The organism is Lysinibacillus sp. NPDC097162, from assembly GCF_044762185.1.
Taxonomy (GTDB): Bacteria; Bacillota; Bacilli; order Bacillales_A; family Planococcaceae; genus Lysinibacillus.
This window is the reverse complement of the sequence record NZ_JBIWDT010000001.1, coordinates 1,260,266-1,285,189: the sequence shown is the minus strand read 5'-3', so window position 1 is coordinate 1,285,189 and position 24,924 is coordinate 1,260,266. Positions and strand designations below refer to the sequence as shown.

General features: G+C 36.8%; 35 protein-coding genes. 4 read left to right on the top strand and 31 right to left on the bottom strand.

The window, feature by feature from the left end; genetic code table 11:
* Positions 1 to 54: 54 nt before the first annotated feature.
* The 20 genes from ACIQXW_RS06445 to ACIQXW_RS06350 form a co-directional block, all read right to left on the bottom strand.
* Positions 55 to 324, bottom strand: coding sequence for a hypothetical protein (locus ACIQXW_RS06445; protein WP_402760556.1), 270 nt, complete (start codon positions 322 to 324; stop codon positions 55 to 57).
* 100 nt (positions 325 to 424) lie between these two features.
* On the bottom strand, positions 425 to 829 hold the full coding sequence (locus tag ACIQXW_RS06440) for a phage structural protein (protein WP_402760554.1): 405 nt from the start codon (positions 827 to 829) through the stop codon (positions 425 to 427).
* A gap of 12 nt (positions 830 to 841) precedes the next feature.
* A complete protein-coding gene (locus tag ACIQXW_RS06435) occupies positions 842 to 1,840 on the bottom strand; it encodes a DUF3383 family protein (RefSeq protein ID WP_402760552.1) in 999 nt (332 codons plus the stop codon).
* Positions 1,840 to 2,343, bottom strand: a complete 504-nt coding sequence (locus ACIQXW_RS06430) for a phage neck terminator protein (RefSeq protein ID WP_402760550.1) — start codon at positions 2,341 to 2,343, stop codon at positions 1,840 to 1,842. Before ACIQXW_RS06430 ends, ACIQXW_RS06435 begins: the two co-directional genes overlap by 1 nt.
* Positions 2,336 to 2,704 (bottom strand): hypothetical protein, encoded by a 369-nt coding sequence (locus ACIQXW_RS06425; protein WP_402760548.1) that lies wholly within the window; start codon positions 2,702 to 2,704, stop codon positions 2,336 to 2,338. The genes ACIQXW_RS06430 and ACIQXW_RS06425 overlap by 8 nt, the downstream gene beginning before the upstream one ends.
* Positions 2,704 to 3,168 carry a hypothetical protein gene (locus ACIQXW_RS06420; protein ID WP_402760546.1) on the bottom strand — a complete coding sequence of 155 codons (465 nt, stop codon included), beginning with the start codon at positions 3,166 to 3,168 and terminating at the stop codon, positions 2,704 to 2,706. Before ACIQXW_RS06420 ends, ACIQXW_RS06425 begins: the two co-directional genes overlap by 1 nt.
* 1 nt (position 3,169) lies before the next feature.
* The gene (locus ACIQXW_RS06415; RefSeq protein ID WP_402760544.1) at positions 3,170 to 3,529 is read right to left on the bottom strand and encodes a DUF4054 domain-containing protein; all 360 of its coding nucleotides are present in this window, start codon (positions 3,527 to 3,529) and stop codon (positions 3,170 to 3,172) included.
* An 11-nt stretch (positions 3,530 to 3,540) separates the two neighbouring features.
* Positions 3,541 to 3,852, bottom strand: coding sequence for a hypothetical protein (locus ACIQXW_RS06410; RefSeq protein ID WP_402760543.1), 312 nt, complete (start codon positions 3,850 to 3,852; stop codon positions 3,541 to 3,543).
* Positions 3,853 to 3,865: 13 nt separating this feature from the next.
* Positions 3,866 to 4,747 carry a DUF2184 domain-containing protein gene (locus ACIQXW_RS06405; RefSeq protein ID WP_402760541.1) on the bottom strand — a complete coding sequence of 294 codons (882 nt, stop codon included), beginning with the start codon at positions 4,745 to 4,747 and terminating at the stop codon, positions 3,866 to 3,868.
* 14 nt (positions 4,748 to 4,761) lie between these two features.
* On the bottom strand, positions 4,762 to 5,214 hold the full coding sequence (locus tag ACIQXW_RS06400; protein ID WP_402760539.1) for a structural cement protein Gp24: 453 nt from the start codon (positions 5,212 to 5,214) through the stop codon (positions 4,762 to 4,764).
* A gap of 13 nt (positions 5,215 to 5,227) precedes the next feature.
* Positions 5,228 to 6,331: a DUF2213 domain-containing protein gene (locus ACIQXW_RS06395; protein ID WP_402760538.1), complete on the bottom strand. Its 1,104-nt coding sequence runs from the start codon at positions 6,329 to 6,331 to the stop codon at positions 5,228 to 5,230.
* Positions 6,332 to 6,408: 77 nt separating this feature from the next.
* Positions 6,409 to 7,482 carry a PIN domain-containing protein gene (locus tag ACIQXW_RS06390; protein WP_402760537.1) on the bottom strand — a complete coding sequence of 358 codons (1,074 nt, stop codon included), beginning with the start codon at positions 7,480 to 7,482 and terminating at the stop codon, positions 6,409 to 6,411.
* A 65-nt stretch (positions 7,483 to 7,547) separates the two neighbouring features.
* Positions 7,548 to 8,321 (bottom strand): minor capsid protein, encoded by a 774-nt coding sequence (locus ACIQXW_RS06385; RefSeq protein WP_402760536.1) that lies wholly within the window; start codon positions 8,319 to 8,321, stop codon positions 7,548 to 7,550.
* Positions 8,314 to 9,648: an anti-CBASS protein Acb1 family protein gene (locus tag ACIQXW_RS06380; RefSeq protein WP_402760534.1), complete on the bottom strand. Its 1,335-nt coding sequence runs from the start codon at positions 9,646 to 9,648 to the stop codon at positions 8,314 to 8,316. The genes ACIQXW_RS06385 and ACIQXW_RS06380 overlap by 8 nt, the downstream gene beginning before the upstream one ends.
* 8 nt (positions 9,649 to 9,656) lie before the next feature.
* Complete coding sequence (gene terL / locus ACIQXW_RS06375) at positions 9,657 to 11,120, bottom strand: phage terminase large subunit (protein ID WP_402760532.1); 1,464 nt, start codon at positions 11,118 to 11,120, stop codon at positions 9,657 to 9,659.
* Complete coding sequence (locus ACIQXW_RS06370; protein WP_402760531.1) at positions 11,101 to 12,015, bottom strand: terminase small subunit; 915 nt, start codon at positions 12,013 to 12,015, stop codon at positions 11,101 to 11,103. Before ACIQXW_RS06370 ends, terL begins: the two co-directional genes overlap by 20 nt.
* A 60-nt stretch (positions 12,016 to 12,075) precedes the next feature.
* Positions 12,076 to 12,597 carry a hypothetical protein gene (locus ACIQXW_RS06365; protein ID WP_402760529.1) on the bottom strand — a complete coding sequence of 174 codons (522 nt, stop codon included), beginning with the start codon at positions 12,595 to 12,597 and terminating at the stop codon, positions 12,076 to 12,078.
* 156 nt (positions 12,598 to 12,753) lie between these two features.
* The gene (locus tag ACIQXW_RS06360; protein WP_402760528.1) at positions 12,754 to 13,323 is read right to left on the bottom strand and encodes a hypothetical protein; all 570 of its coding nucleotides are present in this window, start codon (positions 13,321 to 13,323) and stop codon (positions 12,754 to 12,756) included.
* A gap of 652 nt (positions 13,324 to 13,975) precedes the next feature.
* Entirely contained in the window at positions 13,976 to 14,716 is a 741-nt protein-coding gene (map, locus tag ACIQXW_RS06355; protein ID WP_402760526.1) for a type I methionyl aminopeptidase, read from the bottom strand.
* A gap of 121 nt (positions 14,717 to 14,837) precedes the next feature.
* Positions 14,838 to 15,275: a hypothetical protein gene (locus tag ACIQXW_RS06350; RefSeq protein ID WP_402760524.1), complete on the bottom strand. Its 438-nt coding sequence runs from the start codon at positions 15,273 to 15,275 to the stop codon at positions 14,838 to 14,840.
* A gap of 706 nt (positions 15,276 to 15,981) precedes the next feature.
* Between ACIQXW_RS06350 and ACIQXW_RS06345 the strand changes: the two genes are divergently transcribed.
* The 4 genes from ACIQXW_RS06345 to ACIQXW_RS06330 all read left to right on the top strand — a co-directional run bounded on the left by ACIQXW_RS06345 (position 15,982) and on the right by ACIQXW_RS06330 (position 18,669).
* Positions 15,982 to 16,527 carry a collagen-like protein gene (locus ACIQXW_RS06345; RefSeq protein WP_402760522.1) on the top strand — a complete coding sequence of 182 codons (546 nt, stop codon included), beginning with the start codon at positions 15,982 to 15,984 and terminating at the stop codon, positions 16,525 to 16,527.
* 268 nt (positions 16,528 to 16,795) lie between these two features.
* Positions 16,796 to 17,305 carry a DUF3231 family protein gene (locus ACIQXW_RS06340; protein ID WP_402760521.1) on the top strand — a complete coding sequence of 170 codons (510 nt, stop codon included), beginning with the start codon at positions 16,796 to 16,798 and terminating at the stop codon, positions 17,303 to 17,305.
* 589 nt (positions 17,306 to 17,894) lie between these two features.
* Positions 17,895 to 18,038 carry a YjcZ family sporulation protein gene (locus ACIQXW_RS06335; RefSeq protein ID WP_401012140.1) on the top strand — a complete coding sequence of 48 codons (144 nt, stop codon included), beginning with the start codon at positions 17,895 to 17,897 and terminating at the stop codon, positions 18,036 to 18,038.
* A gap of 382 nt (positions 18,039 to 18,420) precedes the next feature.
* Entirely contained in the window at positions 18,421 to 18,669 is a 249-nt protein-coding gene (locus ACIQXW_RS06330) for a hypothetical protein (RefSeq protein ID WP_402760519.1), read from the top strand.
* Positions 18,670 to 18,766: 97 nt separating this feature from the next.
* Here the strand turns inward: ACIQXW_RS06330 and ACIQXW_RS06325 are convergent, their stop codons facing one another.
* The 11 genes from ACIQXW_RS06325 to ACIQXW_RS06275 all read right to left on the bottom strand — a co-directional run bounded on the left by ACIQXW_RS06325 (position 18,767) and on the right by ACIQXW_RS06275 (position 24,884).
* Positions 18,767 to 19,078 (bottom strand): hypothetical protein, encoded by a 312-nt coding sequence (locus ACIQXW_RS06325; RefSeq protein WP_402760517.1) that lies wholly within the window; start codon positions 19,076 to 19,078, stop codon positions 18,767 to 18,769.
* Positions 19,079 to 19,084: 6 nt separating this feature from the next.
* Entirely contained in the window at positions 19,085 to 19,516 is a 432-nt protein-coding gene (locus tag ACIQXW_RS06320) for a DUF1064 domain-containing protein (protein WP_402760515.1), read from the bottom strand.
* Between the two features lie 52 nt (positions 19,517 to 19,568).
* A complete protein-coding gene (locus tag ACIQXW_RS06315; protein ID WP_402760513.1) occupies positions 19,569 to 20,279 on the bottom strand; it encodes a hypothetical protein in 711 nt (236 codons plus the stop codon).
* A 43-nt stretch (positions 20,280 to 20,322) separates the two neighbouring features.
* Positions 20,323 to 20,721: a replication terminator protein gene (locus tag ACIQXW_RS06310; protein WP_402760511.1), complete on the bottom strand. Its 399-nt coding sequence runs from the start codon at positions 20,719 to 20,721 to the stop codon at positions 20,323 to 20,325.
* A gap of 89 nt (positions 20,722 to 20,810) precedes the next feature.
* Entirely contained in the window at positions 20,811 to 21,317 is a 507-nt protein-coding gene (gene ssb, locus ACIQXW_RS06305; RefSeq protein ID WP_402760509.1) for a single-stranded DNA-binding protein, read from the bottom strand.
* Positions 21,314 to 21,826 (bottom strand): HNH endonuclease, encoded by a 513-nt coding sequence (locus tag ACIQXW_RS06300; protein WP_337981358.1) that lies wholly within the window; start codon positions 21,824 to 21,826, stop codon positions 21,314 to 21,316. Before ACIQXW_RS06300 ends, ssb begins: the two co-directional genes overlap by 4 nt.
* A gap of 200 nt (positions 21,827 to 22,026) precedes the next feature.
* A complete protein-coding gene (locus tag ACIQXW_RS06295; protein WP_402760507.1) occupies positions 22,027 to 22,233 on the bottom strand; it encodes a hypothetical protein in 207 nt (68 codons plus the stop codon).
* Positions 22,230 to 22,553: a hypothetical protein gene (locus ACIQXW_RS06290; RefSeq protein WP_402760505.1), complete on the bottom strand. Its 324-nt coding sequence runs from the start codon at positions 22,551 to 22,553 to the stop codon at positions 22,230 to 22,232. The genes ACIQXW_RS06295 and ACIQXW_RS06290 overlap by 4 nt, the downstream gene beginning before the upstream one ends.
* A 36-nt stretch (positions 22,554 to 22,589) precedes the next feature.
* Positions 22,590 to 23,411: a DnaA ATPase domain-containing protein gene (locus ACIQXW_RS06285; RefSeq protein WP_402760503.1), complete on the bottom strand. Its 822-nt coding sequence runs from the start codon at positions 23,409 to 23,411 to the stop codon at positions 22,590 to 22,592.
* Complete coding sequence (locus ACIQXW_RS06280) at positions 23,335 to 24,117, bottom strand: DnaD domain protein (protein ID WP_402760501.1); 783 nt, start codon at positions 24,115 to 24,117, stop codon at positions 23,335 to 23,337. Before ACIQXW_RS06280 ends, ACIQXW_RS06285 begins: the two co-directional genes overlap by 77 nt.
* 50 nt (positions 24,118 to 24,167) lie before the next feature.
* Positions 24,168 to 24,884, bottom strand: coding sequence for a hypothetical protein (locus ACIQXW_RS06275; protein ID WP_402760499.1), 717 nt, complete (start codon positions 24,882 to 24,884; stop codon positions 24,168 to 24,170).
* Between the last annotated feature and the right edge of the window lie 40 nt (positions 24,885 to 24,924).

Here is a 24,924-nt window from a genome sequence, read left to right as displayed (position 1 = left end):
GGGCGCCAGAAAAACCAATTTTCTTCTACTTGTTGTTTATAAGACTCATATGGCTTACACGTCTTGAAAGAGGAACTGAGCTGCCGCCTTCATAACTTCAGATAGTCCTCCATTTTCCTCAAAGTGATCCCAATTTGTACGACCACCATCAGCAGTAAAGACAACGTGCTCCATAAATTCGCTATAAAGTAGTTCAGATGATGTTCCAACCTCCGTTTTAGCACGATCTCGCATACGTAGTGACTCTCGTAATCCAGGATGTTGGAAAGTGTATTTTTGTCCTTTTTGTGTTTCAAACTCCATTTGTTCGCCTTTTTTAGCCATTGCTTTTCGCTCCGTTTCCTTTTGTTTTAATTGATTTGTAATGTGTCGTTTTTTCATTGCAAATTAAAAGAGTGAGCATAATGCCCACTCTCCTTTCGTTTTATTTAACTGTGTAATCAAATACTTTGATTGTGTATACACGGTTAGCTACTGATTTACCATGTTCTATGTCCGGCACTTTTGTAACCATTGCCTTCGTACCACCAACAACCTCTTTAATTTCATTGTTACTGTTCACCCATACAGGAAACATTGTACGTTCGTTTGCAAGTTTGTTAAGAGTTGTGATTGATGGCGATGTTTGATTCAACGTGATTTCGACTGTACCTAATGAATCTCCGTTGATTGAAACAACCGCATCCCCTTGAGCTGATGAACTAGCTTCAAAGTTATCGTTATCCTTCGAGCATTTAACCATAGTTCCGTCTGCGTAACCTGTAATGAATATGCCGTTTACAGTCGTCGTAACCTTTCGCGCATCATATGTGCCGATATGTCCTGTCATTTAAAAGCCTCCTTATACTAAAATCTCGCCATGAATTTTTGCCTCATGAATTGCTCCGGCAAGTTCAAAGCTAAACGACAAGCCGTTATATTTACGTGCTGCGCGATCAGATGCTAATACTTCATTTCGACTTTTAGCGGTAATTGTATATAGATATTGTCCTGCATCATCAGTACCAATAATGCCGTTCTGTCCAGCGATTTCTAACACAGTACGTACAGCCCCTTCAATTTGAGCGATACCACTGTCCGTGTAAGGGATTTTCGGGTTAGTTGATAACAAATACTGAACCTGTTGTTCAATGTTCAATTTCACCCAATCCTTGCCGTGAATTACGTCGATATATTCACCACTAACTAGCGTGCCTTCGCTTGTCTGGTCAATGCCTGCTTTGGTTACATAAGCAAATGCTCCACCTGTATGAACATCATTCAATTGTGTTTGTGTAAGGTCCTGCGGCGTAACAAATTTGAGTGTTTTAAACTTCCACGTAAGTGAACCTACTGGACGCGAACCAACTTGTCCAATTAATGCAGCATGTGGTAATTCAGCAATAGTATTGTGTTGAATTACCCAAGTGCGATCATACTTTCCAGCTTTTAAAATTGCTAAATCTTCTTTGCTATCAACTACATGAGCAGCCATTTTTAATGCTTTTGATTCTACCGCATCACTAATCGCCTTATAGTCAGTAACCGCGCCAGTATCCAACATTACAAAGTACCAATCGTTATAAAAATAGTTTTCTAATACTGTCACGGCAGTTATTGGATCACTGTAAGTTGCAATAGCTACTTTCTCAGGTCTGTAATCCCCTTGTGCAAAGATTTGTTTTGCAATCTTATAACCATCTGACTCTTGACCTAATGCCTCTTTGATACCATCTAAATCAAGATATTCTTTATAAGTACTTTCGCCAGCTTTATTAGCTAAAATCAGTGGCGTACCTAGCCCGATAAGCGCTGATGGTTTCTTAATGTCAATCGTGACTGTAACGTCTTGTAACGGCATTATATCCCCTCCTTAATTTCAATACTTTCTATGGTGCCTGTTGCCTCAATGCTATCAATAACATCGATTTCAAACGATTCTCTGCCACGCACTCGTAAACGAACATCAAAGCCTACACGACGTTCATATTCTACGGTTAAAAAAACATCACGGTTGCTGGCGCCAAGCACCTCTACAACTGTGATGTTTACATCTGATAATTCAATTGAACCTTTACCTAAGAAATAACCACGTGCCTTACTAGAATAATTTTCTGCATCTTCTATTTTTTCTGCATTGCATGTGAAGGATAAAATAATCTCTATATCTTGTTCAATAGTCATTATGTTATCCTCTACAGATTCAGCGACCTGCCCTACGCCTATTGCAGGTGATATATTTTTTATAGAGAAAAAAGGGTATGGAGGCATTTTTCCCATTCCCTCAGCTTGAATTACTTCAATTCCTGTATATATTGAGAGACCACCTTGCATAGGTAACCATACATCATCATACCTAAACATTAGATTGTGTCCTCCCTTGAGCGTTCTCTCTATATCGCATTAGATAAATGCATACATCAGTATACTCTGTTAAATCTTTAAACGACTGAATTGTGTAAGTATCACCCTTGTATTTCACTTTAGTGTCTATTTTAATCGTCTCAACTACATATAATTTCTTTTCTTTTACCGTATATACGCCACTTTCAATGTACTTTAAATCATCATTGTTTAGTGGCAATATAACGCCAGTCATCGGAAATTCTGTTGAATTACCATGAACCCATTTCCCGTTAATGTATTGTCCATCTTCTTCTCTTAAAGCAGTGAAAGGAACTCCATTTTGCTCAATAACTTCTTTAAAAATCATTAATTCAGGCATTATTTTCGCACCACCCTATAAGTGACTCGCATACGCAAGCCTCCAGTATCAATAAGTGGATTGCTGGAACCTTTTTTAATAATGGTAGAAGGGGCATTCGGTGGAGCATCTAAATCAGTGATTTTTTTTTGAACATCCCCTACCATACGAGCACCTAAACGATTGAAAAGAGTTTGTACATCCATTTGTAGCGCAAGCACTTGCTTAAGCTGACTTTTAAAGAAATTAACCCATTCCTCATTTTTTTCGTCAAAAGTAGTTCGTAAAAAAGAACGTTCTGGGATGGTGATAGAACCTCCCCCTCGTCGAATCGTTGCTCCAAACTCATGAACACTCGCTACCATCACATATTCATCACTTCCGAATATTCCAATTTCGACAGAATAATTTTTAAGTTCTTTCAATACATCTTTCAAACGACTTATATTATTCGTATCTGTAAGCCTGACGTTTATTCTCGCCATTTTATAGCACCACCAAGTTAATTGACTTTTTTGGTTTCGACTGTTCCTCTAACTCCTCTAAAATACGTTGATATTCCTGACCATACTTCGAAGCAAGAAGCCCAACATTTTTACTAGGATCACTATATTGGCGCTCAATAACATCAACTTTTTCACGAATAACTGTTTGGTCTTTAGTAATGCTTAAAATAGCTAGGTGAGCAGCTAAATAACGAGTTAATCTTTCTTGATATTGCTGCGGAATATTTAAAGAGGACACTTCAAGCGAAGCATCCTCAATGTACATAGTTAGCCGTTCATCAGCGATTGACGTAAATTCATCACTTAGCATACGAATACGCTCTAATGACGTTAATAACATGTATATTCCTCCTATTTTTCGGGATTTGTTAACTCTTCGATTCGTTTATCAATTGCATCCAATACAGATTTTCGACTTTCTTCTACTTTTAAGCCTTCTAACATATCAACATCAAAAGCATCTTCAATCATTGCTATCGCATCCTTCGCTGATGGCTTTGTTTTCTCGCCTTCATAGACAAATTCACCTTTGTCATTAAGGTATTTCATCAGTGGATGAGTAAGAAAATGTTCGAATTCCTTCTCCACCACTTTATTTGTACCTGGATTAAGTGTTAAACCATTGGCTGTATATGCGTGATTTCCTTTGTTTTGTACTAACATCAGTTATTCCCCCTTAAATTCCATCCGCACGGCAAATAGCCATTGGATAACGAATGATTAAGCCTGTTGTACGTTCCTCAAAAGGCACTTTTGTATTCGGGAATGCATATTCTTGCGGATGACGTGTAATATCTAACGGAATACCTAGCTCCACAACGTCTGGAGAAGAATCAAGGACTACAAAGCACTCTGTACCTGCTAATCCTTTTTTAGCTAGATCATTTATTGTTTCGATACGCTTAAACCAGTTTTGAGATTTAATGTACTCTATCACTGATTGTTGAGTGTATTCATTGAACGTTTTTTCTAACTCCTCGTTTGAGTCAGGCGTTAATAACAATGTATCAGCTTCATGTCCGTTTAATTTATTTACCATGTTTTTAGCTTTACGAATGTCAGCAACGATTTCTTTCCCTGTCTTGTCCTTCCATTTCGTAGATGTACCTGCCTCATTTTGAGGAGTTGCATACACTTGAATACCCACTGCATCTGTTAATCCTTTAATGCCATGGGTTTTATCACCTGAAAAAGTGACTTGATTTTCTTTTTCTGCAATAGCTTTACGTACTGTATCAGCTTTAGTGACATCAATAGGACGGTTTGCCATCTGAGACTCACGTACTTCTTGTACGGAAATATTGAATGCAGCAGCAATTGAATAGATTTTAACTGTTTCTTCTGTTAAATCTGCATCTACTAAAGGCACATCAGTTGCACCTGGAGCTAAGATTTTAGCGGCGCCAGAGCGTGTCATAACGTCATAACTATATGTTTTCGCCCCTGCTGGAATATCAGTTTTTAATGCAAAAATAGAACGCGCTTTTAATTCCGAAGCGTGTGGTTCATAAATACGTTTATCAATTGCGTTTAAGTCTTGTGGACGGATTAAAGTCATATATAAGTACCTCCTTAAGGTAAGTTAATTTCAATTTCTACTAATTGGTTTGCTGTTGCATTACTTTTGAAAACAGCACTTGATACATCGATTACTGAAGCGCCGGATGCAACGAATTTTTGTGTCGTAGGATCTACTTTGACAGCTTGGCCGTTAATCACATCTCCTCCAGCAATTACAAAAATACGACCGCGTTTTATGATTGCTGCAGGTTCACCAACGGAATAGTTCTGGTCGTCTTTTTTCTCAATATAATCGTGAATATTTTGAGCTAATGCAATACCGATTACTGCTCCACCTGTAGCGATTGTTTTAATTGCTGTTCCTGTTGCATTAAGTTGTACTGCTGCACCAAAAGGAACCTTTGCTTCTACTGCGTATGTGTCTGCTGTGTAGTCTTGGTAGCTTGATAATTGACCAGCTTTACCCGCTGGTTGCATATAATCCGGATAATTTGTAATAGGCATGTGAAACTCCCCCTTATTTACGCATGTTTAAGCGTTGGTTTTTGTATTCTTCTAAATCTTTGTTGCCTCCAGTATCACCTGTGTAAGCACTATTGGCACCGGTACTTGAGAAGCCATTTGACTGCACTTGCTCAACTGTTGCATCAAAAAAGGCGTTGATATAATCGTCAGATTTACCATCGCCTTTAAAGTCCTGTTTAGTTGTGGAGATAACCGCCTCTTTAATTTCGCGATCTGTTTTACCTGTGAAGTCGAATGAATCACCTAATAGTGGTTTTGAAGCACCAACTAATGCAATTCGTGCTTCAACTTTCGTATTCATTTCATCTTCTGAAAAGACATTCTTTTTCGCTTCGTCTAGCTCTGCCTGCTTTACTTCGAGCTTTGCCTCTAAAGCATCAATACGACCAACCAATGCATCTGCTGAGTCGCCTTTTTGTTCCTTTTCTTTCTCGTTAGCTTTCTTTTCTAATGATGTAATGTGAGCTTTTACTGCATCATCTACTTCATACTCAGTATCTTTAATTTTGATTTTCGCCATTTTCTTTTGGCCCCCTTCTGGTTCTTCTTCACTATCAATTTGCCATGCATCCGAATCTGCACGAATAGCAACTTCTGGGCCTGCTCGCCCTTGATCTACGATTGCAATATGATTGATTTCGATGTTTCTCTGCACGTATTCATACTGCTGTCCATTGTAAGCACCACTTTCCGCAACTACATCTGATAAAAAACCAATGCTAATTTCACGTTTACCATCGTTAATTTTTTCAATAAGTCCTTTTTCTGTGACTGTTAGTGATACATAGAGCTTTAAGTCCTCTACACGCGCATCCGTATGGCTCATTCCCTTTGCGTACGTTTGGTAATTATCAATAGTTACTGGCTCATTTGGATGTTCCTCTGTAACTGGCTTAGAACGCGCAGAACGAATAGTACGGTCACTAAATATTTCATCAGGCAGTTTAGCCTCCATTTGCACCGTTCCATCTTGCCGTTGATACGGAAAAACACCAGGGCGAGTAATCGGTACATTGACTGTTAGATAGCCTTCTGGTGTTTCCATGTAGTCTTTTATATATGCTGTGTCGTAGCGCTGTAGTTTCGTTGTTCTCACCACCTTTCGAATATTAAAAAGACCGAGAAAAAAACTCGGTCTTTTTAAGCATTAATAATATATTTTACACTCTAAACCTATTCATAAATTCCTAAGTTAACAGTATTGTTAACGTTAATTTTATTAACTTCGAAATGTTGTACTTCGCGATTTGTATTATAAGAGAATGTGAAATCAAGGTTTAATTCAACTCCATCACCACCGACATGAATATAATCATCATGCCTTGAGTCTCTCAGTGGATTATAAAAATAAAATTCTAAATTGGCATTTACCTTTGCAACACCAGTAATAATTATTTCATCTCCTATTACTTCAATACTTGTTTCTTCAACCTCAATAATATCCATATCCCAAAGTTCTGAATACCCTTCTTCGTATGCGTCTTCAACAAAATTACCAATTTCAGTATTGAATACGAAGTGGTTTATTTCATTAAATATATTGTCAAATTGAGGATTTAGAATTTCCAGTACATAATCTTCATCAATATTTTCTGATTCTACCCATTTAACTAAATCAATTGTACGAATTAATGGTACTAAGACACTTTCCTTTTCTAGCATTTCTTTAACTGAAACATAATGTTGGAATTTTTTAGAGTCTTCTAATAAATCAGGATGAATATTACCTTTACCCTGACAGAAATCATTAATGTTTTCTGTTATAAAATAACAATTACTTAAATTTTCTTTTTCGGCCTTCGTTGCATAAGTCAACCATGTAATTGCATCTCTAAACTCTTGCTTTTTGTTTCCAAAAGGCTTTATTCGTTTAATTGATCTATCAACTAAAATGGGAAGCAAACTATTATCAAGGTCAATAATTTCGAGAATTCCTCTAGTAATTAAATCTTGATAAAACTCATCAAATTTAGAATAAAAATCTTCTTTTGTACTCTTTATTGTAGCTACATTTAGCTCAGTTGGATGATACACATCCAATTCTTCAAGTGCGGAATCTAACTTCTGTATTTTTAATTTTACATTTTCTTCGAATTTATTTCTTGTTTCATCATATACAACCTTTGACATAAAAATTGGAAATTTATGATATTCGGCTAATTTTAATAAAATTCGATTAAAGTTACTTTTAAAAAACGGATCCTTGTATGTTAATGTTGTATCAAGAAAAATGTTTGGTATGTCCACTGATTATCCTCCTTTTAAATCCATATAAAAGGATATTCAACATAAACTAACAAAAACCTTCTTATTTAATCAAATTCTGGAATAGCAACACATCTACAGCGATAATCCTCGCCAGGTAAAACCTTTCTACCATTCACTTCTGGTAGGTCTTCATAGGAAAATATCTTTCCACTAAGCCTTCTGTGTGAATCTCGAACGCGTTCATCAGCCGCATCATACCATATGAATTTTTCAATACCTATATTCTGATGACGTTGAGCTGTCATTTGCCCTAAGATTGAACCTGCTTGGTCAACTGCAATAAACTGTGCCTTGTTTCTAGAAATATCGACTTCTTCCATGAGTTGCTCACGCATCTGTTTAATGGATACTCCACTCTTTACACCATCATTAACGATGTTCTCGATGCGGTCGAAATAGTCCTCATGGATTGTTTTGATATAACCAACATTGTCATTGACCTTCGAATGTAGGAAATCCTTTAACCAAGGTTCATTGGCTACTAGAGTAATGCCCTTAACCTTCATCTGCTGCTCAATGTTGTGGCGGTTGAAACGGTTGATGTTATTTACAAATGAAGATGCAGCACGCTCACTTCTTATAGCGATGAATATCACACTTGCCTTGCTCTTCACTGCATCAAACATCTTCTTAATGCCATCAAATATGCCATCCTCTATATAATCAGCGTCTTGCCTATTTGTTAATTGAGGTGCAACGTGCTTGTCAAATAGCTTTATCGTCTCTATGCCAAGCGAATTAATCATCTTTTCGATAGCCCGACTATAATTGACTGTTGCAGCATCTGGAAACCGCGTAATGAGTACTTTCTTAACCATTTGCACCAAGCCTACCTTTATACACGCTATTAGCTAACGCTTTTAAGTCTGCTTCATCACCACTAAATTTAAGGGTGTCTGATAAGCCAAACTGACCAAAACGGGCCTCGCGTAGTTCGTCAGTAGTAAGGATGTCATTGAGTAAATAAATTTGGTCTGTTTCAGCAACTAACTTACGAATTTCCGCATCTGTCTTAGCATCCACATTCCATAAAGGGTTGAATTGAATCTCCCATTCTAATGATTCGGGGTCAATACGCCCACCTAGCTCTTTTTCAGCCATTAATAACATACGAATAAGCTTTTCTAAATGCGGCTTCATTTCGTTCTCTTGGTCGGCTACAATGCGAGAATAATAGTTCATCACATCATACTGCGCACCAGCAATAGTACCCGATTCTTGGCCTTTAATAACTGTTTTCGGCATTCGTGAAGCACCGGCTAATAGATCCCAAACAAAGTCCAACAGATAGTTGATACCACCGATTGTCGTTGTTTCCTTTGTCAGTTCCTCATCATTAGAAATCATGGCAAGCGCTTCGGTTCTGAACATATAATCCATAATCATAGACAATTGCTGCTTATCTTTATCTGATAAGTTATCAATATCCTTCGACTTATAGACTTTAAAAGTAAAATCGTGAAGTATTTGACCAACCGACCATACAGACGTGTCAAAAACCGTCAGAATGTCGTATAACGGCTCTAAGAGTGACCGCCCTTGTGCTTCCCCTTCCATTCGCCTTGTTTGGCTATGGAGCAAACGAGAGATGTGAACATACTCTTCTGATATCTGAGTCTGAGTACCATGACTAGATGCACGATTAATTCGTAATTGCTCCAACTGACCGTATTTAATATCAAATACATCTTCGTTGATAAGAAACTCATTAACCTTCATTGAACTGAATGCATGCAGGTAATCCACTTTATATAGCTTATCTAATGGTAGTTCATCACTTAACTTGAAATCAGAACCTTGTGTTACCCCTAACGAAATAAAACCATCTCCACGGAGACGGTCATAGGTAAACATTTCTTTAAATGCTTTCTTCGCTTTTAAATCTGCTAATTTACTCATGATGTTCCGCGCTAATTGTTCATCCTTCATGCGAAGCGTAAACCAGTTACGTGTCATGTCCTCCGCTGGTATATCAATGATGTTTTGCACAATACGACTGTCACCATATAAGTTAGTGATTTCATCATGAGTTAGCTTGCGACCAATGCCGGCAACCTGTCGAGTTAGCTTATCTTTAGAGTTAGCCTTGCCATTACCTTGCATAAAGTCATTTCGCATTTCTTTTGCTCTGTCTAGTGATTTCATATTCTCACCTACCTTCCTAATAACCTTTGATAACGATTTAATGGATTAGCGTTGTTTGTGTAAAGCTGATTTAATGCTTGTGTTGTCATATCCACTAAGTCATCATGTGCAGCGTTAGGGAAGGAAACAAGTTCTTCTTCCAAGTCCTCAACCCAAGAACACATATTTGGATGTGGTAGATAAACATTTCCAGCCTCAAATAAAGGAGACACCGCATTTGCGCGTGCCTCCTTACCACCTTCGGGGTCAACTGGAACGATTCCACTAATCTCATCTTTTAGCATTTCGATGATAGCTGAACCGTTTGCTTTATCCTCAATATATTTACTTCGTGCATTAGGCCACTTATCGGACATTGCACGAATAGCTTTCATCGTATCAGCAAAGCCCATACGTCTGTGGTCAATATCCAATAAGAAATACTGAGCTTTCTTACGTGCCCAAACGCCACCAGCAACAAAGTCGCTTGTATCAGTGCCTTTAAATGTACAATCCCATGATTGCGCCATCTTATCAAAATGGATAGGTAAAACTGCCACATCATCACTTAAGCCCCATTCTCGCTTTTGTTCCTCTGTACGAACGTAATAACGTATCCATTCACGTTTGAAGATGGAACCGCCTGCTGGTGAAGGTCTTTGTTGGTATAAAGCGTTCCACGTACGACTTCCAACCTCAGCCTTTTTATCATTTGCCCATTGTTCATTAAATCCTAGTTCTCGGCACAATGGTTCACCAGGCGCACGGCCAAGTAAGTCATCTTCGTCCTCTGCAATTGCTGGCAAGCGTAACCGAATCCATTTACGTGGACTACGTACAAGTAAACGACCGATTAAATCATCTTCATGCCAGCGCGTCATAATGACAATAACCGATGCACCATCATGCAAACGTGTAGAAAGTGTCGCTTCCCATTCATCCCATATGTTGTCTCGGATAGTTTGAGAGCTTGCTTCCTTCATATTTTTAATAGGGTCATCGATAATCATTAAATCTGCACCTTGACCTGTAATAGAACCACCAATACCAGTTGCAATCATACCGCCTTGCTTACCTTCAACACCCCAGTCTTTAACTGCTGCGTTAGCTTCTGATAATTGAATGTTAAACAATTCATGAGCATACTCATTGAATTTATTACGATTTAACCTACCGAATTTTTTTGCTAATCCATCAGAATAAGCAGCCGCTATAACACGCTTATCTGGATTTTTCATCAAGTAGTAGCTCGGGAATGATTCCGTCACTGTCATTGACTTACCATGACGCGGCGGCATCTCGATTAACATCGAAAGTTGTTCACCATTCGCAATACGTTGTAGGACTTCACAAACTAATTCTGTATGTCTGTAGTGCTCATAATGACCATGGTGTACAAACTCTACATAATCACGATAAAACTGACGAGCGAGTTCTTTGCTTGCTTCATAGGCTAGTGCATCTAATTGCTCATCACTTATTTCTTGCAGCAAGTGCCCTCAACTCCTCTGTCGTTAACTTACTTAAATCCACACCACTAGCTTGTGCGATATTCAAACCTTTTGTTTCTGAACGAATTTTTGCAATCTCAACTTTCGCTTTTTCATCATGTAATTGCTTACGTTCGTTTTCGTTTAATAAATCAGTATACTTCGCTAACATATTAAGAGCTGTCATCTTATCAGCAAGCTTGACCTTGAACATACCGTCTTTACCTTTTGAAAGTTCAGTAATGAGCGTGCCGTCAATTTCTTCTGAATGATGCATAGCAAACTTGGTGTACGTATAAGGTACAACCTCTGTTTTCTCCGATTTCTTCGAACCGTCTGGATTGTATTCCACTTCTGTTTCGGTCGCTTCTGATTCTACTTGTGTGAAATCGATGAAATCCGTAATGTCTGCAAATGCTATTGCTTTGTACTTTTGAAGCACATCCATTTTATCTAAATCCTCTTGCTCTAAGCGTTCCTTTTTTAACTCTGCTATTTTAGCTTTTATCTTGGGGTTTCTTGTGAACCTAGAGCCCTCTGACATGGCAGTCGCATAACTGCATTTATAAGCTTTTTTATATGCACTTGTAGCATTTAAAGAACGAACGTAATACATACAAAAAAGCCGTTGCTTATCAGTTAATCCGTCATCACCTTCTAATTCAAAGGCTGCAACTTCTTCTGATTCAACGACTTTGTTTTCTTTGAATGCATCCTCTTTTTTGGATGCAACCTTTACTGTTTTGGTTGCATCCTTTTCAGTTGCATCCCTCAACCATTTTTCACGGCTCTTACGGCTCTTTAATGTGCCAAGCTTTATCTCATGCTTTTCAGCAAGATCAGCGAGTGTAATCTTTGTGGTTTCCCACTCTTTCTGTATTTCATCCCAATTAGCCATATTTCATAAACACCACCTCCAGTAAATAAAAAAAGATGCCAAGTATGGCACCTTTCGTAATTATTTAAATAAATATTTTTGAACATCTACTTCGTTTAATAATGTAGTATCAGTTTCCTCACTTTTAACTACATATACTACATCTAATTTCTCGTAAGCTTTAATTTCATCTTTAATTTCTTTAATTTCAGCATCTAGATTTAAAATTTCACTTGAAAATATATCCTCTTCTACTGAAATACCTTGCATATAAAATGTATGTGTTGGTTTTGGTAATACCTCAATAGTTTCAATTACATTCGCATTAAAGATGATATTCAAAATATTTGAGTTAACTGCTACTTCTCCTCTTAAATAACCATTTTTATAATTCGCTACAAAACCTTTACTTGATTGATTATTGCTTTCATATACATCTAATCCATACGGTTTTAAATACTCTTGTATACTTCTCATCAATTTCACAGTCATTTCATAAAGTTGTTCAGATTTTAGCAATTTTAGATGTTCTAATTGGTTAATTAAGTTTATACGTTCTTCTTTTAAATCCTCTAAAGTTTTAATATTCTTTATCGAAATCATCTGATTCACCTCCCACCCAATCATAATCCAGAAGATGAAATTAATGTAATAACTTTTTGCTCTCAAAAGTAAGTACCGTTGCCCTAGCAGTAAAGGGGGAAATTGCTCGATACTCACTTTTCAAGGCAAAAATAAAAACACCCCGAAGGATGTTGGTTATTTATCTATTATTTCCAATTTGTAATTAATTCCCTGCCTTATTCTTTCTTCAATATCCCTTAAACCACTAATTAATTTGAGAACTGCATGTTCTTCTATTTCATCATGATGGTAAATCAACTCCATCATATAATCTACCGTATTTTTATAACTAATTAGTTTAGAATATATTGTAAGGCTTCCACGTTGTGCGTAATCAAATAATTGCTTTTCTGTTGAAAATTTTTTATACACTTTTCTAATTAATGATTCAGTATCAATATGATTTTCATAAACTTCAAACAAAAGATCTACTTTTAAATCTTCAATTTCTCTTAACAAAGGATTTAAAAACATTAATTCATCTCTTAATCTTCTTTTAGTTTCAATTAATTGATTAGCTTCAATTGTTCTTATAACACCTATTAATGTAATTGAACCTCCAATAATTGCGCCAACAAATGCTATAATTGCAGCAACTATTGTGTCCTTCCAATTATAGAAATCAATCATTATCCAACCAGTAATAAGAAGCACTAATAAAGTTGTCCATATTATTATTGCCCATTCAAAAATTCCCTTTTTCATAAAATCACCCATTTATAATAATACGATTAAAAGAAATTCATTGGAACAACTTTCTACGTTTTGCTCTCAAAACCACACCAAACTCTACCCTCTCGACACAAAGCGTTTTGGCTGTTTGATGCAGTTTTCAAAGCAAAAGAAAAACCCCTCGAATCCGCTCAAGGGGTCTTGCATTCGTCTATTTAGTTATTGTGGTAAAACTGTCGAGTTAGCTCACTTTTAGAACCGTGGTAGAGCTTCTTCTCCACGTTATTATTGAAAGTGAATTGTGTTCGTGCATTTCCGTGCACGTTTAGTAAGTTTGACTGATTAAAATGGAAAGTGGACGAAGTTCACATAATAACCACTCCTTATTCCGTTTTTAGCCCTTTATATTAATTAAGATACCTAATCTTTTTGAATATATAGGCCGGCCATGTATGTCGTGCCTCGAACAAGTTCATGAGGCGCAGGTCGGTCGTCGGTCTGTCTTTCCCTAATATTTAGGATTTTATAAATACCAAAGGAGGAAACCTTTACCGCACCGAACCTACCTCCGAGTTTACAATACATATTTTCAATCACAAACTATTGTACATGTTTTACATTTGTTCTTTTTGTTACATCTGTTCCTTTTGTTCCACTATCGCGCCCTATTGTGATATTAGTGCTCTTACAATGTAGTAATAATTGGTCCTTCCTTGGTAAGGATAATCGTATGTTCGTATTGAGCCACAAAACTTTCATCGGTTAGGCAGGTCCATCCATCTTCGGATATGATAACTTCCTCTTCAAATGTAGAAATCATAGGCTCAAAGGCAATTACCATACCATCTTTTAAAATTTCATCATCCCAGTGAGTGAAGTAATTGAAAATGTGTTTTGGTTCTTCATGAATCGAACGTCCTATACCATGTCCAGTAAGATTTTTTATGACTGTTAATCCATGCTGTTTTGCTACATTGTGTGCAGCTTTTCCGAGCGCACTTTTTTTTGAACCTGGCTTTGCCTTCTTAAGTCCGGCATCGAATGCTTCTTTAGCAACGTCACATATTTTATGTAAAGTTGTTTCTCCTTCCCCTACTACAAAGGAAATTCCAGTATCTGCGAAATACCCGTTTTTTGAACCTGAAACATCAATATTTACAATGTCCCCCTCTTGAATTGTCCGTTCCCCTGGAATTCCGTGCGCTACTTCTTCATTTATGCTAATGCATATATATCCTGGAAAATTGTATTCACTTTTTGGGGCAGATTGAGCTCCTGCTTTTTCAAACATCTCTCTCGCAATTTCATCGAGGTCTTTTGTGGTAATTCCAGGTTTCGTACTATTGACTATTTCATCTCGAATCGCACCGCATATTTTACCAATTACTTTTAATCCATTAAAATCCTCTTTAGTCTTTGCAACCATTGTATATCCTCTCTTTTTAAAGTATTTTATGATGAGTATACCATTTATTTTCTAGCAGGAACGTGTTTTTCTTATGGCCCGATTGTTAAACATATTTTATTAAAAAGAAGTAGCTCATTGGCTACTTCATCATCTGACTCAAAATATTATTTCTTACTCTAAAAATTGTTGTGCTAGATAATCTCATATGCTTACCAATAGTACGCATACTATCCCCATCTAGCAATCTATGAAGGACTTCAACCTCTCTATCCCCTTCTACAAACGGAATGCGGTTCTGCACCTCTGCAATCTTTTGCTCATATTCCTTAATGCGAAAATTAAGTGCGTAAACTCGGCGTTGTACTTCTGCAAACACTGGATCACTTGTACCACCACTAGCTTTTGGTAACGTTGACTCAATACCATACATAGCTGTTTTAGCCCCGATGTAACTATGGTTATCAACCTTTGCTACTGGTTGTCTTGCTTCCTCAATCGTTTCAACCATCCATCGATAATTTTCAATCCACTGAAGTAAATTCTCTTTCGTTACTTTAATTTGCCCTTGTTTGCCCATTAGGTTTGCCCTCCTAAGTTGTGTTATACTACTTTTACCAGATTGTCTTAATAGGGCATGTACCAATTCGAGCTGTAGCGTGTGACGACGCTATAGTTTTTTATGTTTCCAAAGGCTATGAACTATACAAATATAGTTATCGAATCATATAAATAGTAGTATTAAGCTAGTTTATTAGTTTGACATCTCCAGATTTGGCTTAGGGTCACTCTGGTCCAGTGACCCTTAAATTTTATAATCTTGAACCATTGTGATTTCTAACATGATTGATTGATTAATTATTTCTTACTTTCTTTTTTAGTTCGATCAAATAATTTAAATAACATAAAGCATAAAGTCGCACAAATAATAGAAAGAACCCCAATAAATACAACGAATCCAATGATATTGATTTTCTATCACCACCTATTATTTCGATTTTGCCCACGTTTTGTATAAAATTAATCAAGTTTGTTAATAATGAATTGTAACTGCTATGAATTCTTCTAACTTTTTGATGATTGAGAAGCCAATTTCAGTCATTGCAGTTATCTACATATTGTTATAGAAAAGCTGTAGCGTGTGACAACGTTGCGGCTTTTTCTTATCTCTATTTACTGACTATGCAAAATGTGGAATAAATTTATGTTTATAAATTAAATACAGCGCCTATTGCCCTTAACTCCATTTTTTACACGAATAAACTACTGCAAATGGAGGTGAAAATATGGATAATTGTAGTAACTGTAATAAACATTCCTGTTTATGTGGACAACAAACAAGACCTTTTACTGCTGTGGAGCTCTGTGGAATGACTGGTATCACTCCGGTAACACCCCCTTCACCCTGTAGCGGTTTATGTGAATATGGATATATTTACAATCTAAGTGCAGGAGTTGTAGCTATAGAGGCTGATATTCTTTTCGATTCAACAGGCTTAGTTACACCTGGAATTACGCATGTACCTGGAACCTCTCAAATTTTTGTTACCACACCAGGAGTCTACGAAGTTACTTTCATCGTTTCAGGTGTGGAACCTAACCAATTCACACTATTTTTAAATGGTGCACCTGTTTCCCAAGCAGTATATGGTTCAGGAGCTGGCACTCAACAAAACACTGGTCAGGCATTAATTTCTATAACATCAGGTGGCATTCTTACACTTAGGAATCACTCTTCAGCAGCAGCTGTAACCCTGCAAACTTTAGCTGGAGGTACGCAAATAAACGTAAATGCTTCTATTATCCTTAAGTTGTTAAGTCCAATTGTTTAAAGATAAAATAATCGGTAAAGATAGTTAGGAGTAAGTTTCCTTTAACGAAGGATTTGCTCCTTTTTTCTTTTGAGATTTATTCATTCGTATCAGGTAATTGATAACCCGTGTTCTCACTTGCTTACTGAACAATATCTTTCGGTTTTTTTTGTTACTCATTTTCCTCAAATTGATCTATAACCCTATTTTTTTATAAATAAATTTTTTAATTTCAACCATACTATCCTTGTTTGAAAAATGGCAATAAAAACAGAAAAGGAAGTGTAGTATGGGAATACTTAGCGGAAATCCAAAAGATGAACCATTGCATTATGGTGAAGTATTTAATGTTTGGACAGGTTTAATGACAGACTACGGAATGATTGCTGGCTATCAAACGTTCTATAATCATGCAGGTGACGAAGATCTAAAAAAAATTATTGAAGATATAATCGAACTTTGTAGGGACGAAGTAAAACAATTAGAAAAAATACTAAAAAAGAATGGTATTGGTTTACCTCCTGCTCCACCCGAAAGACCTGTAGCAAGAATGGAAGATATCCCACCAGGAGCGAAATTTAGTGATCCCGAAATCAGTGCTGCACTATCAGTTGACCTTGCTGCTGGATTAGTTGCATGTAGTCAGGCAATGGGTACATCAACTCGAGAAGATATTGCTTTAATGTATGGTCAATTCCATGCAGCAAAAGCTCTAATCGGCGCTAAACTACTGCGTCTTAATAAAACTAAAGGATGGTTAGTTCCACCACCATTACACGTAGATTATCCAGAAAAATAATATTTATTTACCTGACAAACCGACTCCCCAGTATAAAACTGGGGTTTTATTTTGTCGTTCCCAAACGAACCTCCATAGCAACCCTCTTTTTTTAAACAATATCCTACCGCCTAAACTATTCACTTTTTAATACATAAAATAAAGTGTCCTGTAATTTGCTTGAGAGATATATCACTCTAACTAATCCTTTAGAAATTGGTACTTCCGGTTGATCACTTCCTTAATTGAAGTGATCCTTTTTTATTGCTAATGTATAAAATTCAATACAACTTGGAAAAAATAAATCTGTCACTATCACACACTTTACTTGGGCTATGACGACCTCTCCGTAATAGCTTTTTTTATATCTTTTTTAAAGGCTATGAACTATACAAACATAGCTATCAAAACATATTAATAGTAAGGTAAAGCTATTTAGCCTTACACCTCCGAAACTTTTTACTAAGGGTCACTCCTATCCCAGGTGGCCCTTCTTTATTTTCAAATCTCACAAAAATATATTTTTTTATATGCCTATAGCTGAATGGTTTAACACCCCACGCTTTCTCTACAGCTAACATATTATAGATTGTAGAAAGGAGGTGGTTTTATGGGATACTATGGTGGAAATGTTGGTGGCATTGAAAACGGCGGCTATTCTGGCGGCGGTTATGGTAATGGTTCTCAATTTGCCCTAATCGTTGTTCTATTTATTCTTCTAATTATTGTCGGCGCTACTTTCTTGAAATACTAGATATTAATTTTCCAATCTAAGGGTTGCCTCCCAATCTGGTGACCCTTTTATAGTTTCTTTCCTCAAATTGTTCAGTAACACACTAAACGCAAGCATAAGCTTAGCGTTATTTTTATTTTATTAACAATATCATTAACATTCGTCAGTATTGACATTACTTAGTTAGATATATAATTAACTGCGGGGAAATAATAAATTTTAAAGATCTAACGCTGACGGATCGCCGTGTGCGATGAAAGTCGCCTGCACGGTGAAGGCTCGTTATAAAGCCGAGATAGATATAGAGAAGGTATAAGACGAGAATAGCGCAACAGCACCTATAGTAGATGTTATCCATGTAGATCAAAATATTTTTATATTTGCTATTGGTGAACAACCTTATTTGAATGGTACTGCAATTAGAGACGTTACCACTTTATCTCTTCAAATAACACCATATTCATCCTCTATGAATACTTTATATTACGATTTAGTTAAATACGAACTAAAAGTTTACTTGAACAGTGCAACACCAGGGCAAACATTCACCTTAAAAGATACTATTACTGACCAAGCAGGAAATAAGATTATTCCTACAACTGCAATATTTAAGGAAGTAACTAGTGGTGTTTGGGAATGGGTAAAGCAATAAGCTAATCCTTATTGAATAAAGCCTTGAATTTTGACCTCGCCATCTTGGTGGGGTTTCTTTTTGCTCAATCCCCCACCTCCCTACTGAACATTTTCTTTCAATTAATACATAGCACTAGCTCTTTTTTCTTTTTAAACTCCTCAAACCAATCATCATAATCACCATCTAACCTTTTGCCAATTAATCCATGTTTCCTTGGTTTGATTACACCTAGCAACTCCAAATCAATTGCTATAAGAGCCGCGCTAACCTTATGAATATTCAACTTGCGATAAATCAAATTAATAGAGAAATCAGCTTCCCACATACCAATGAATTTTTCGATCTGTTCATGTGTGAAATCCAGCTGCAACATTTCGTGTTCTGGCTGTGAGAATAAAATGTATCTTCCTTTTACTTTTCGCCCCATTCAATCTCACCTACCCATTAATTGCTTCTCTTTTATATCTTTACGTGCTTTCCTAGCCTTTTTTAGTTCATCATGAGTTATCCAACCACCATCAATCTTTGAATACGTTAGAAGCTTTAATTCATGCGGATAACGATATTCAAATAACTTCTTCCTCAATTCAAATTGCTGTGTAACCATTCCCTTAATATCAACTACCTCTGTATGGCCATCTGCATAATGAACAGTAAAATCCGCATTGTATCCAATCTCGCGATATTTCTTTCCGTTCTTTTCGAACTTTGGCAACAATACGAACCTTGGCTGTAATTCAAAGGCTGTCACAACGCCTTGTACTTGTTGGTGTTTCAAGTAATCGTAATACTTTGCTTCCATAGCTGAATCGAAAGTGATTTCGTCGTGTACAACTTTTTTGTTACCGTATTTTGCTTTACTCATGTTTGCCCTCCATGTTATTAAAGGAAAAGGTGCCGAAGCACCCTCGCTTTAATTAACCGATGATAAATAGTTTTTTAGCTGCAATTTGTTCATCTAATTCAGTTGTCAGGTGCTCTTTGATTGAATGGATAGCGTTTAGTTCCCACGCACCACCATCAGCTTCAAATAAAGCAACTCTTGAGCCTTCTCGTAGTCTTAATATAAATTCACTCTCTGGTTGAGTAACTTCAGCAAATGTTCGGAACGGCTTTAATGCGACACGTCCAGGAATTGTTTCATACCCTACAGAGGCAACTCCTTTTTTCACGGTTACCTGTTGAGCCATACCATTATCTTTAATTTCAGCACTACCATCTTCGACAATATTGCTGATGATATCTAAAACAATTTGTTTGTCATTGTTATCTACAAAATTTGCTTGCATCATAATTTGGAACTCTTCACGATCAACAAATCGCTCGAATGTAATATTCGGAAGTAGTGCTTTTGCTTGAATATAAGTCCGACGGTCGTTTGTGCTATCGAGTGCATCAAATAGTTGTACATCTGTGGGTGATTTAACTTGAATCATTAATTGTTTTTCGCCATCGAATTGAGATTTAATATAGTCGACTAGTCCTGTAAGTGTATTAACTTGAAGTTCGCTAACATTTGCCTGTTCTTTAACACGCGTTAAGTCAACTGTTGAAAAATTTTGTCCTTCTACCTCGATAACTGTTGGGCGAGCTAATCCTACTAAGTACTCCATTGCATTTTTTAACATATTCTTTTCCTCTTTTCTTTTGATTTTTTATTTTTGTATTGATTTATTTGAACTGCACAACTTTAGAAGACTGTGCATTTTCAATCATTTCAACTGACTCGCCTGTGTCGGTTTTAATACCTTCTCCGTCGAAATACGTTTGACCAGGAATACCTGATTTTAATTCAGCACCCACGACATTTCCCTTGCTATCAAAATCGATCATCATTTGTGTTTCCACGCCTTTGCTTGGCGCAAGTGTTGATTTCACATCCACAGTAACTGTTGCTAAACCACGGCTTTCATTTGCTTTCAAAGTCATTGTCATGCTGACTTTACGAGCTTTCTTGTGGTCTGTATTTGGATCAGCAATGTTAGCGAGAACTTTTTGTAACTCTGCATTTAATTTTTCTGTTACTGCTCCCCCAGCGAAGTTGTCTAAATTAATCATTTGATTTTGCATAATAATTCCTCCTAGTTTTCAGATAAAAATAATATGTTATAAGGTAAAACGGGTCCTTTAGATTCTCCGCAATCCCTTTTCAACCTAATTTAGAACGGAAGATCATCTTCCGATACCTCAATCGGCGCCTTTGTATTAGCAAATGGATCTTCATCCACACTTGTATAACTTGACTGGTTATTATTACTGCCATAATTGCCCTGTGGTGGGTTTTGATTCGTTCCACCTGTATTTGTACTAGATTGATAGTTTGGCGTGTTCTGAGCGCTTCCTGTGCTGTGTCTTGGCTCTAAGAATTGGATGCTATCGGCTACTACATCTGTTGTAAAAACACGCTTTCCATCCTGCCCCTCATAGCTGCCCGTTTGGATTCGCCCTTCCAAACCAATTAAGCTAGCTTTCTTCATGAAGTTTGCTAGATTCTCAGCTTGTTTTCTCCAAGCTACACATGAGATAAAGTCTGCCTGTTGTTCACCTTCATTTTTAAATGGTCGATTGACAGCCACTCGGAACTTACATGAGGCAATTCCGTTCGGTGTATACCGTAACTCTGGATCAGCTACTAGCCTTCCGACCAATACAACTCGATTTATCAACTAATATCAAACTCCTTTAATTTGTTATAAATAGTCTTTCTTGCAACACCTAATTTTTTTGCTGCTTCAGTAGGTCCAAATTGTTTTACCAAGCTTAAAAGTTCATCTTTTTCGATATGTTTATAGGAAGGATGATTACTTTTATCCTTTAATCGTTCTTTAGCCCATTTCGACATTTTATTTTTAGTCTCATTACTTCTTTTAGCACCTGTATGATGCATTACAGTGTGTTCAGCGTGTTGCATTAAATCTAAGTTACCTATACGATTGTCGTGTTTTATTTCATTTACATGATGTACAACTTCACCTGGAATTAAATATCTTCCTAACTGCATTTCCACAACAACTCGATGTTCAAAAATATAACCATTCACTTTGTCGCTATGTGGATGTGATTTTATACAAAGTACTACATAACCTTGAGGCGTTCGTTTTCTACCAGTAACATCATGAAAGTTTTCTCCAATGCGTATTGTGTAAAATGTTTGTTTTGCTTTCGGTGCTGGCATATTTTTCACCTCCAACTAATACGACTCGGTTAATCAATTTAAATCACCTTCAATAATTTCATATTCACCTTCAAAAAAGTGTCTGCCGCATTTTGTTGTAGCCATTTCGCATGAATCAATTGATAACAACTTGTAAGTGTTACCTACAAGCGTTTGTGAACGAATGTCGTCAAGGATTTGAATTATCTTAATCTCTCTAATCATGCAATCATTTCCTTTCTCTGCGCTGGATAGTAAACCTTTGGCTCATACTGGTGATAAAAGCCCTTAGGATTATCATGCATTGCCAAAGCTACTTGTAATTCAAGTTCATCGAAGCATATTGTTTTTGACTTAGCCCCATCCCCATCACGCCAAATGATGACTGCATACGGTGTAACTTCAAAGCCTAAGAATATTGGATTCAATTTGCTTCACCACCTAGTGCTTGACGTGCGATTTCCCCACCATCATTGTCAGCGACTGACGGCATGTATTCGTCACATTTGTCGCTCCACTCAATTAAGTAGTTAGAGTTTTTTGCATAAAACTCGAGCGCTTCACGTAACCTTCTATTTTCACTCATAAGATCCGCGTTCTGTTTAGCTATTTGACCGTTATAATCAATTCGTTGAAATAAATCTGCTGTTAATTTTTCATTGGCTTCACGAAGCTTAATATTTTCTTCTTCAGCTCGTTTCAACTCAATGAATCTTTCCATTTCAATTTGCATATAAACTTCTGCCATTCCCTTCACCCTCCAATCAAGGGGCTACGCGCCCCTCTAAAATCCAATATTTTTAATACGCTTGTCCGTTGTTTTAATAAAAATAATCGTTTCTAAATTCTTCATCATGCGGCTAATTAACTTTGGATCATACATATTCATTAGCGCTTTACTCGATAGATTCGTAGTAACAATTGTTGATTTATCCTGTCGGCCATTTACAACAGCTCGTAATATTTTGCTAGTGAAATCCGTTGCTTGTTTACTCGTATCTATATTTCCTGTTTCTGCCCCTAAATCGTCCAGCACCAAGAAATCAACGTCCGTTAGCAAATCGATAAAATACTGTTCTGTAAATGGAGATTCTTTATCATTAAAACTAGCTCTTATCTTTCTTAGCATTTCATCGATGTCGATATATAAACATGAATCATGTAAGCTATTGAGCGCCTTTAAGATACTCATAGACAGATGACTTTTTCCTACCCCTGGCTTGCCGTTAAACCAAAGATTGAAACGGTGCCCTTGTTGGTATCGTTCAACGTATCGTAATGCTTGTTGTTTGTTCGCTTGTTCCTCAGTTGACTCAGCAATATAGCTATCAAATGTTGCGTCTAGTAACGTTTTGTCCTGCACCAAACTTTTATTTGAGAGTGTATTAAACTTAACCTGTGCTTGCTGTTGTTGAAGTTCAGCTTTAAATTCAGCTTCGAATGCAGCGTTTTCTTTTTCACAAAAGCATCTAGGACACGATTCTTCGCCATTCACAATCATCAGTTGAATATCATGCTTTTCACATTTACTAGAAGCCCACATCAACCCCGAGTTCACTTTGTGTAGTACGTTGTCCTTTTGTAGCGTTGTGCTGATTGCTTGCAAGTTGCTGCGCCTCCTTTTTAGCTAATAGTTCGATAGATGTTGTTCCTTCATGTTTCCAGTTACGTAATGTGCCATTAGCGTATTTTTCTTTATTTGTTACTCGGCCATTTATAAGCGCTCGTTCAAATGCTTCGATAATTAGATCAGCATCATGGTAAGTTGCTAGATAGTAGTCAATGTCATCTCGTAACTTATCACTAGGGAACTTTTGCAGACGACTGACAAAGAATTCATATAGCCTTTGAGCTTGCTGCATGTCTGTAGTCAGTACTTGGTTATTATCAGTATTTGGTTTATTCAATACTTGGTTATTATCAATACTTAGTAGTGTTCGATTTTCTACTTCTTGAAAACCTACTTCTTGGTTTTCTATTTCTTGCTTTTCTACTTCTTGAAAATCGGTAAGTAGAGAATTTATAGGTACTTCATGAACAACCGTTTCCCATTCTTTAATTCTTTGCCCTTCACGAATAGGTTTTCGTTCGATGTAGCCACATGTCTTTAACTCATTGAAACCAGCTCTAAATGACGCTTTACCATCAGTTGAGTGTGTCATTAATTCGTCCAAGTAAAACACCCAATCATCCGGCATTGAAAGCATGTATGCCATTATGCCTTTAGCTTTCCAAGATAGCCGGTTGTCGTTTAATGCAGTTCGATTCATCACTACATAGTTGTTGTTCTTAGCCACTCGGATGATGCCCATTTGCCCTCGCCTCTCCTTATGTCGCAATATTCAAATTTTTAAATATGGAATTATTCGCTATAAATTACACCTGTATCACAATCTGCATAGTACGTCTGTGTTCCTCCACCATTTTCCTTGCACCATTGATCCAAGAAGGTTTGTAGCTGTTCCATTGCTTGATTAGATACTTCTGCATCCTCATGTAGTTCTTCTAGTGCGTTTTCCACAATCTCTGCTGCAGAAAGATAAATACTTTCACATCGAGTAACGTAGATTCTCAAATTTTTTGGATCAAAATTTCCATCTTCATCTCTTTGATATTCAATCCAATCTTCGAAGGCATTAGATGAAACATACTCATCAAAATCTTCAACGTATAACATTCCTGTATTTGCAAGAGCGTTTTCTAATGAGATTTTTGGAATCTTGCTCCATCGTTCTTTAGCTTCTCTTACTTGTTGTTCATCCTTTTGTTTTCGAACAGTTTCGCAATTACACACTGTCCATCCTTTCGCAATGAGCTCATTACAGTGTTCACAACGTTTTCTTATACCGTTATAGCAAGACCGACAATAAGATAACGATTGATTGTTAAAAGGAAACGTCATGCCCTTTGAGTGCTTATAGCCTTTTATTCCAAAAATATTATTGTCTATCTTCATACCTAGACCATGACAGTCCTTACAAATCTCCTCGTTTTTACTAAGATGTTTTTCTAATTTTGCTTGGAAATCCACCTCTACTACTTCACTTCTTAGACCTGCTTCAAAAACGTCATTTACCATGAATACTCCTCCTCAAATTTAGTCTCTTTTACGGAATAAA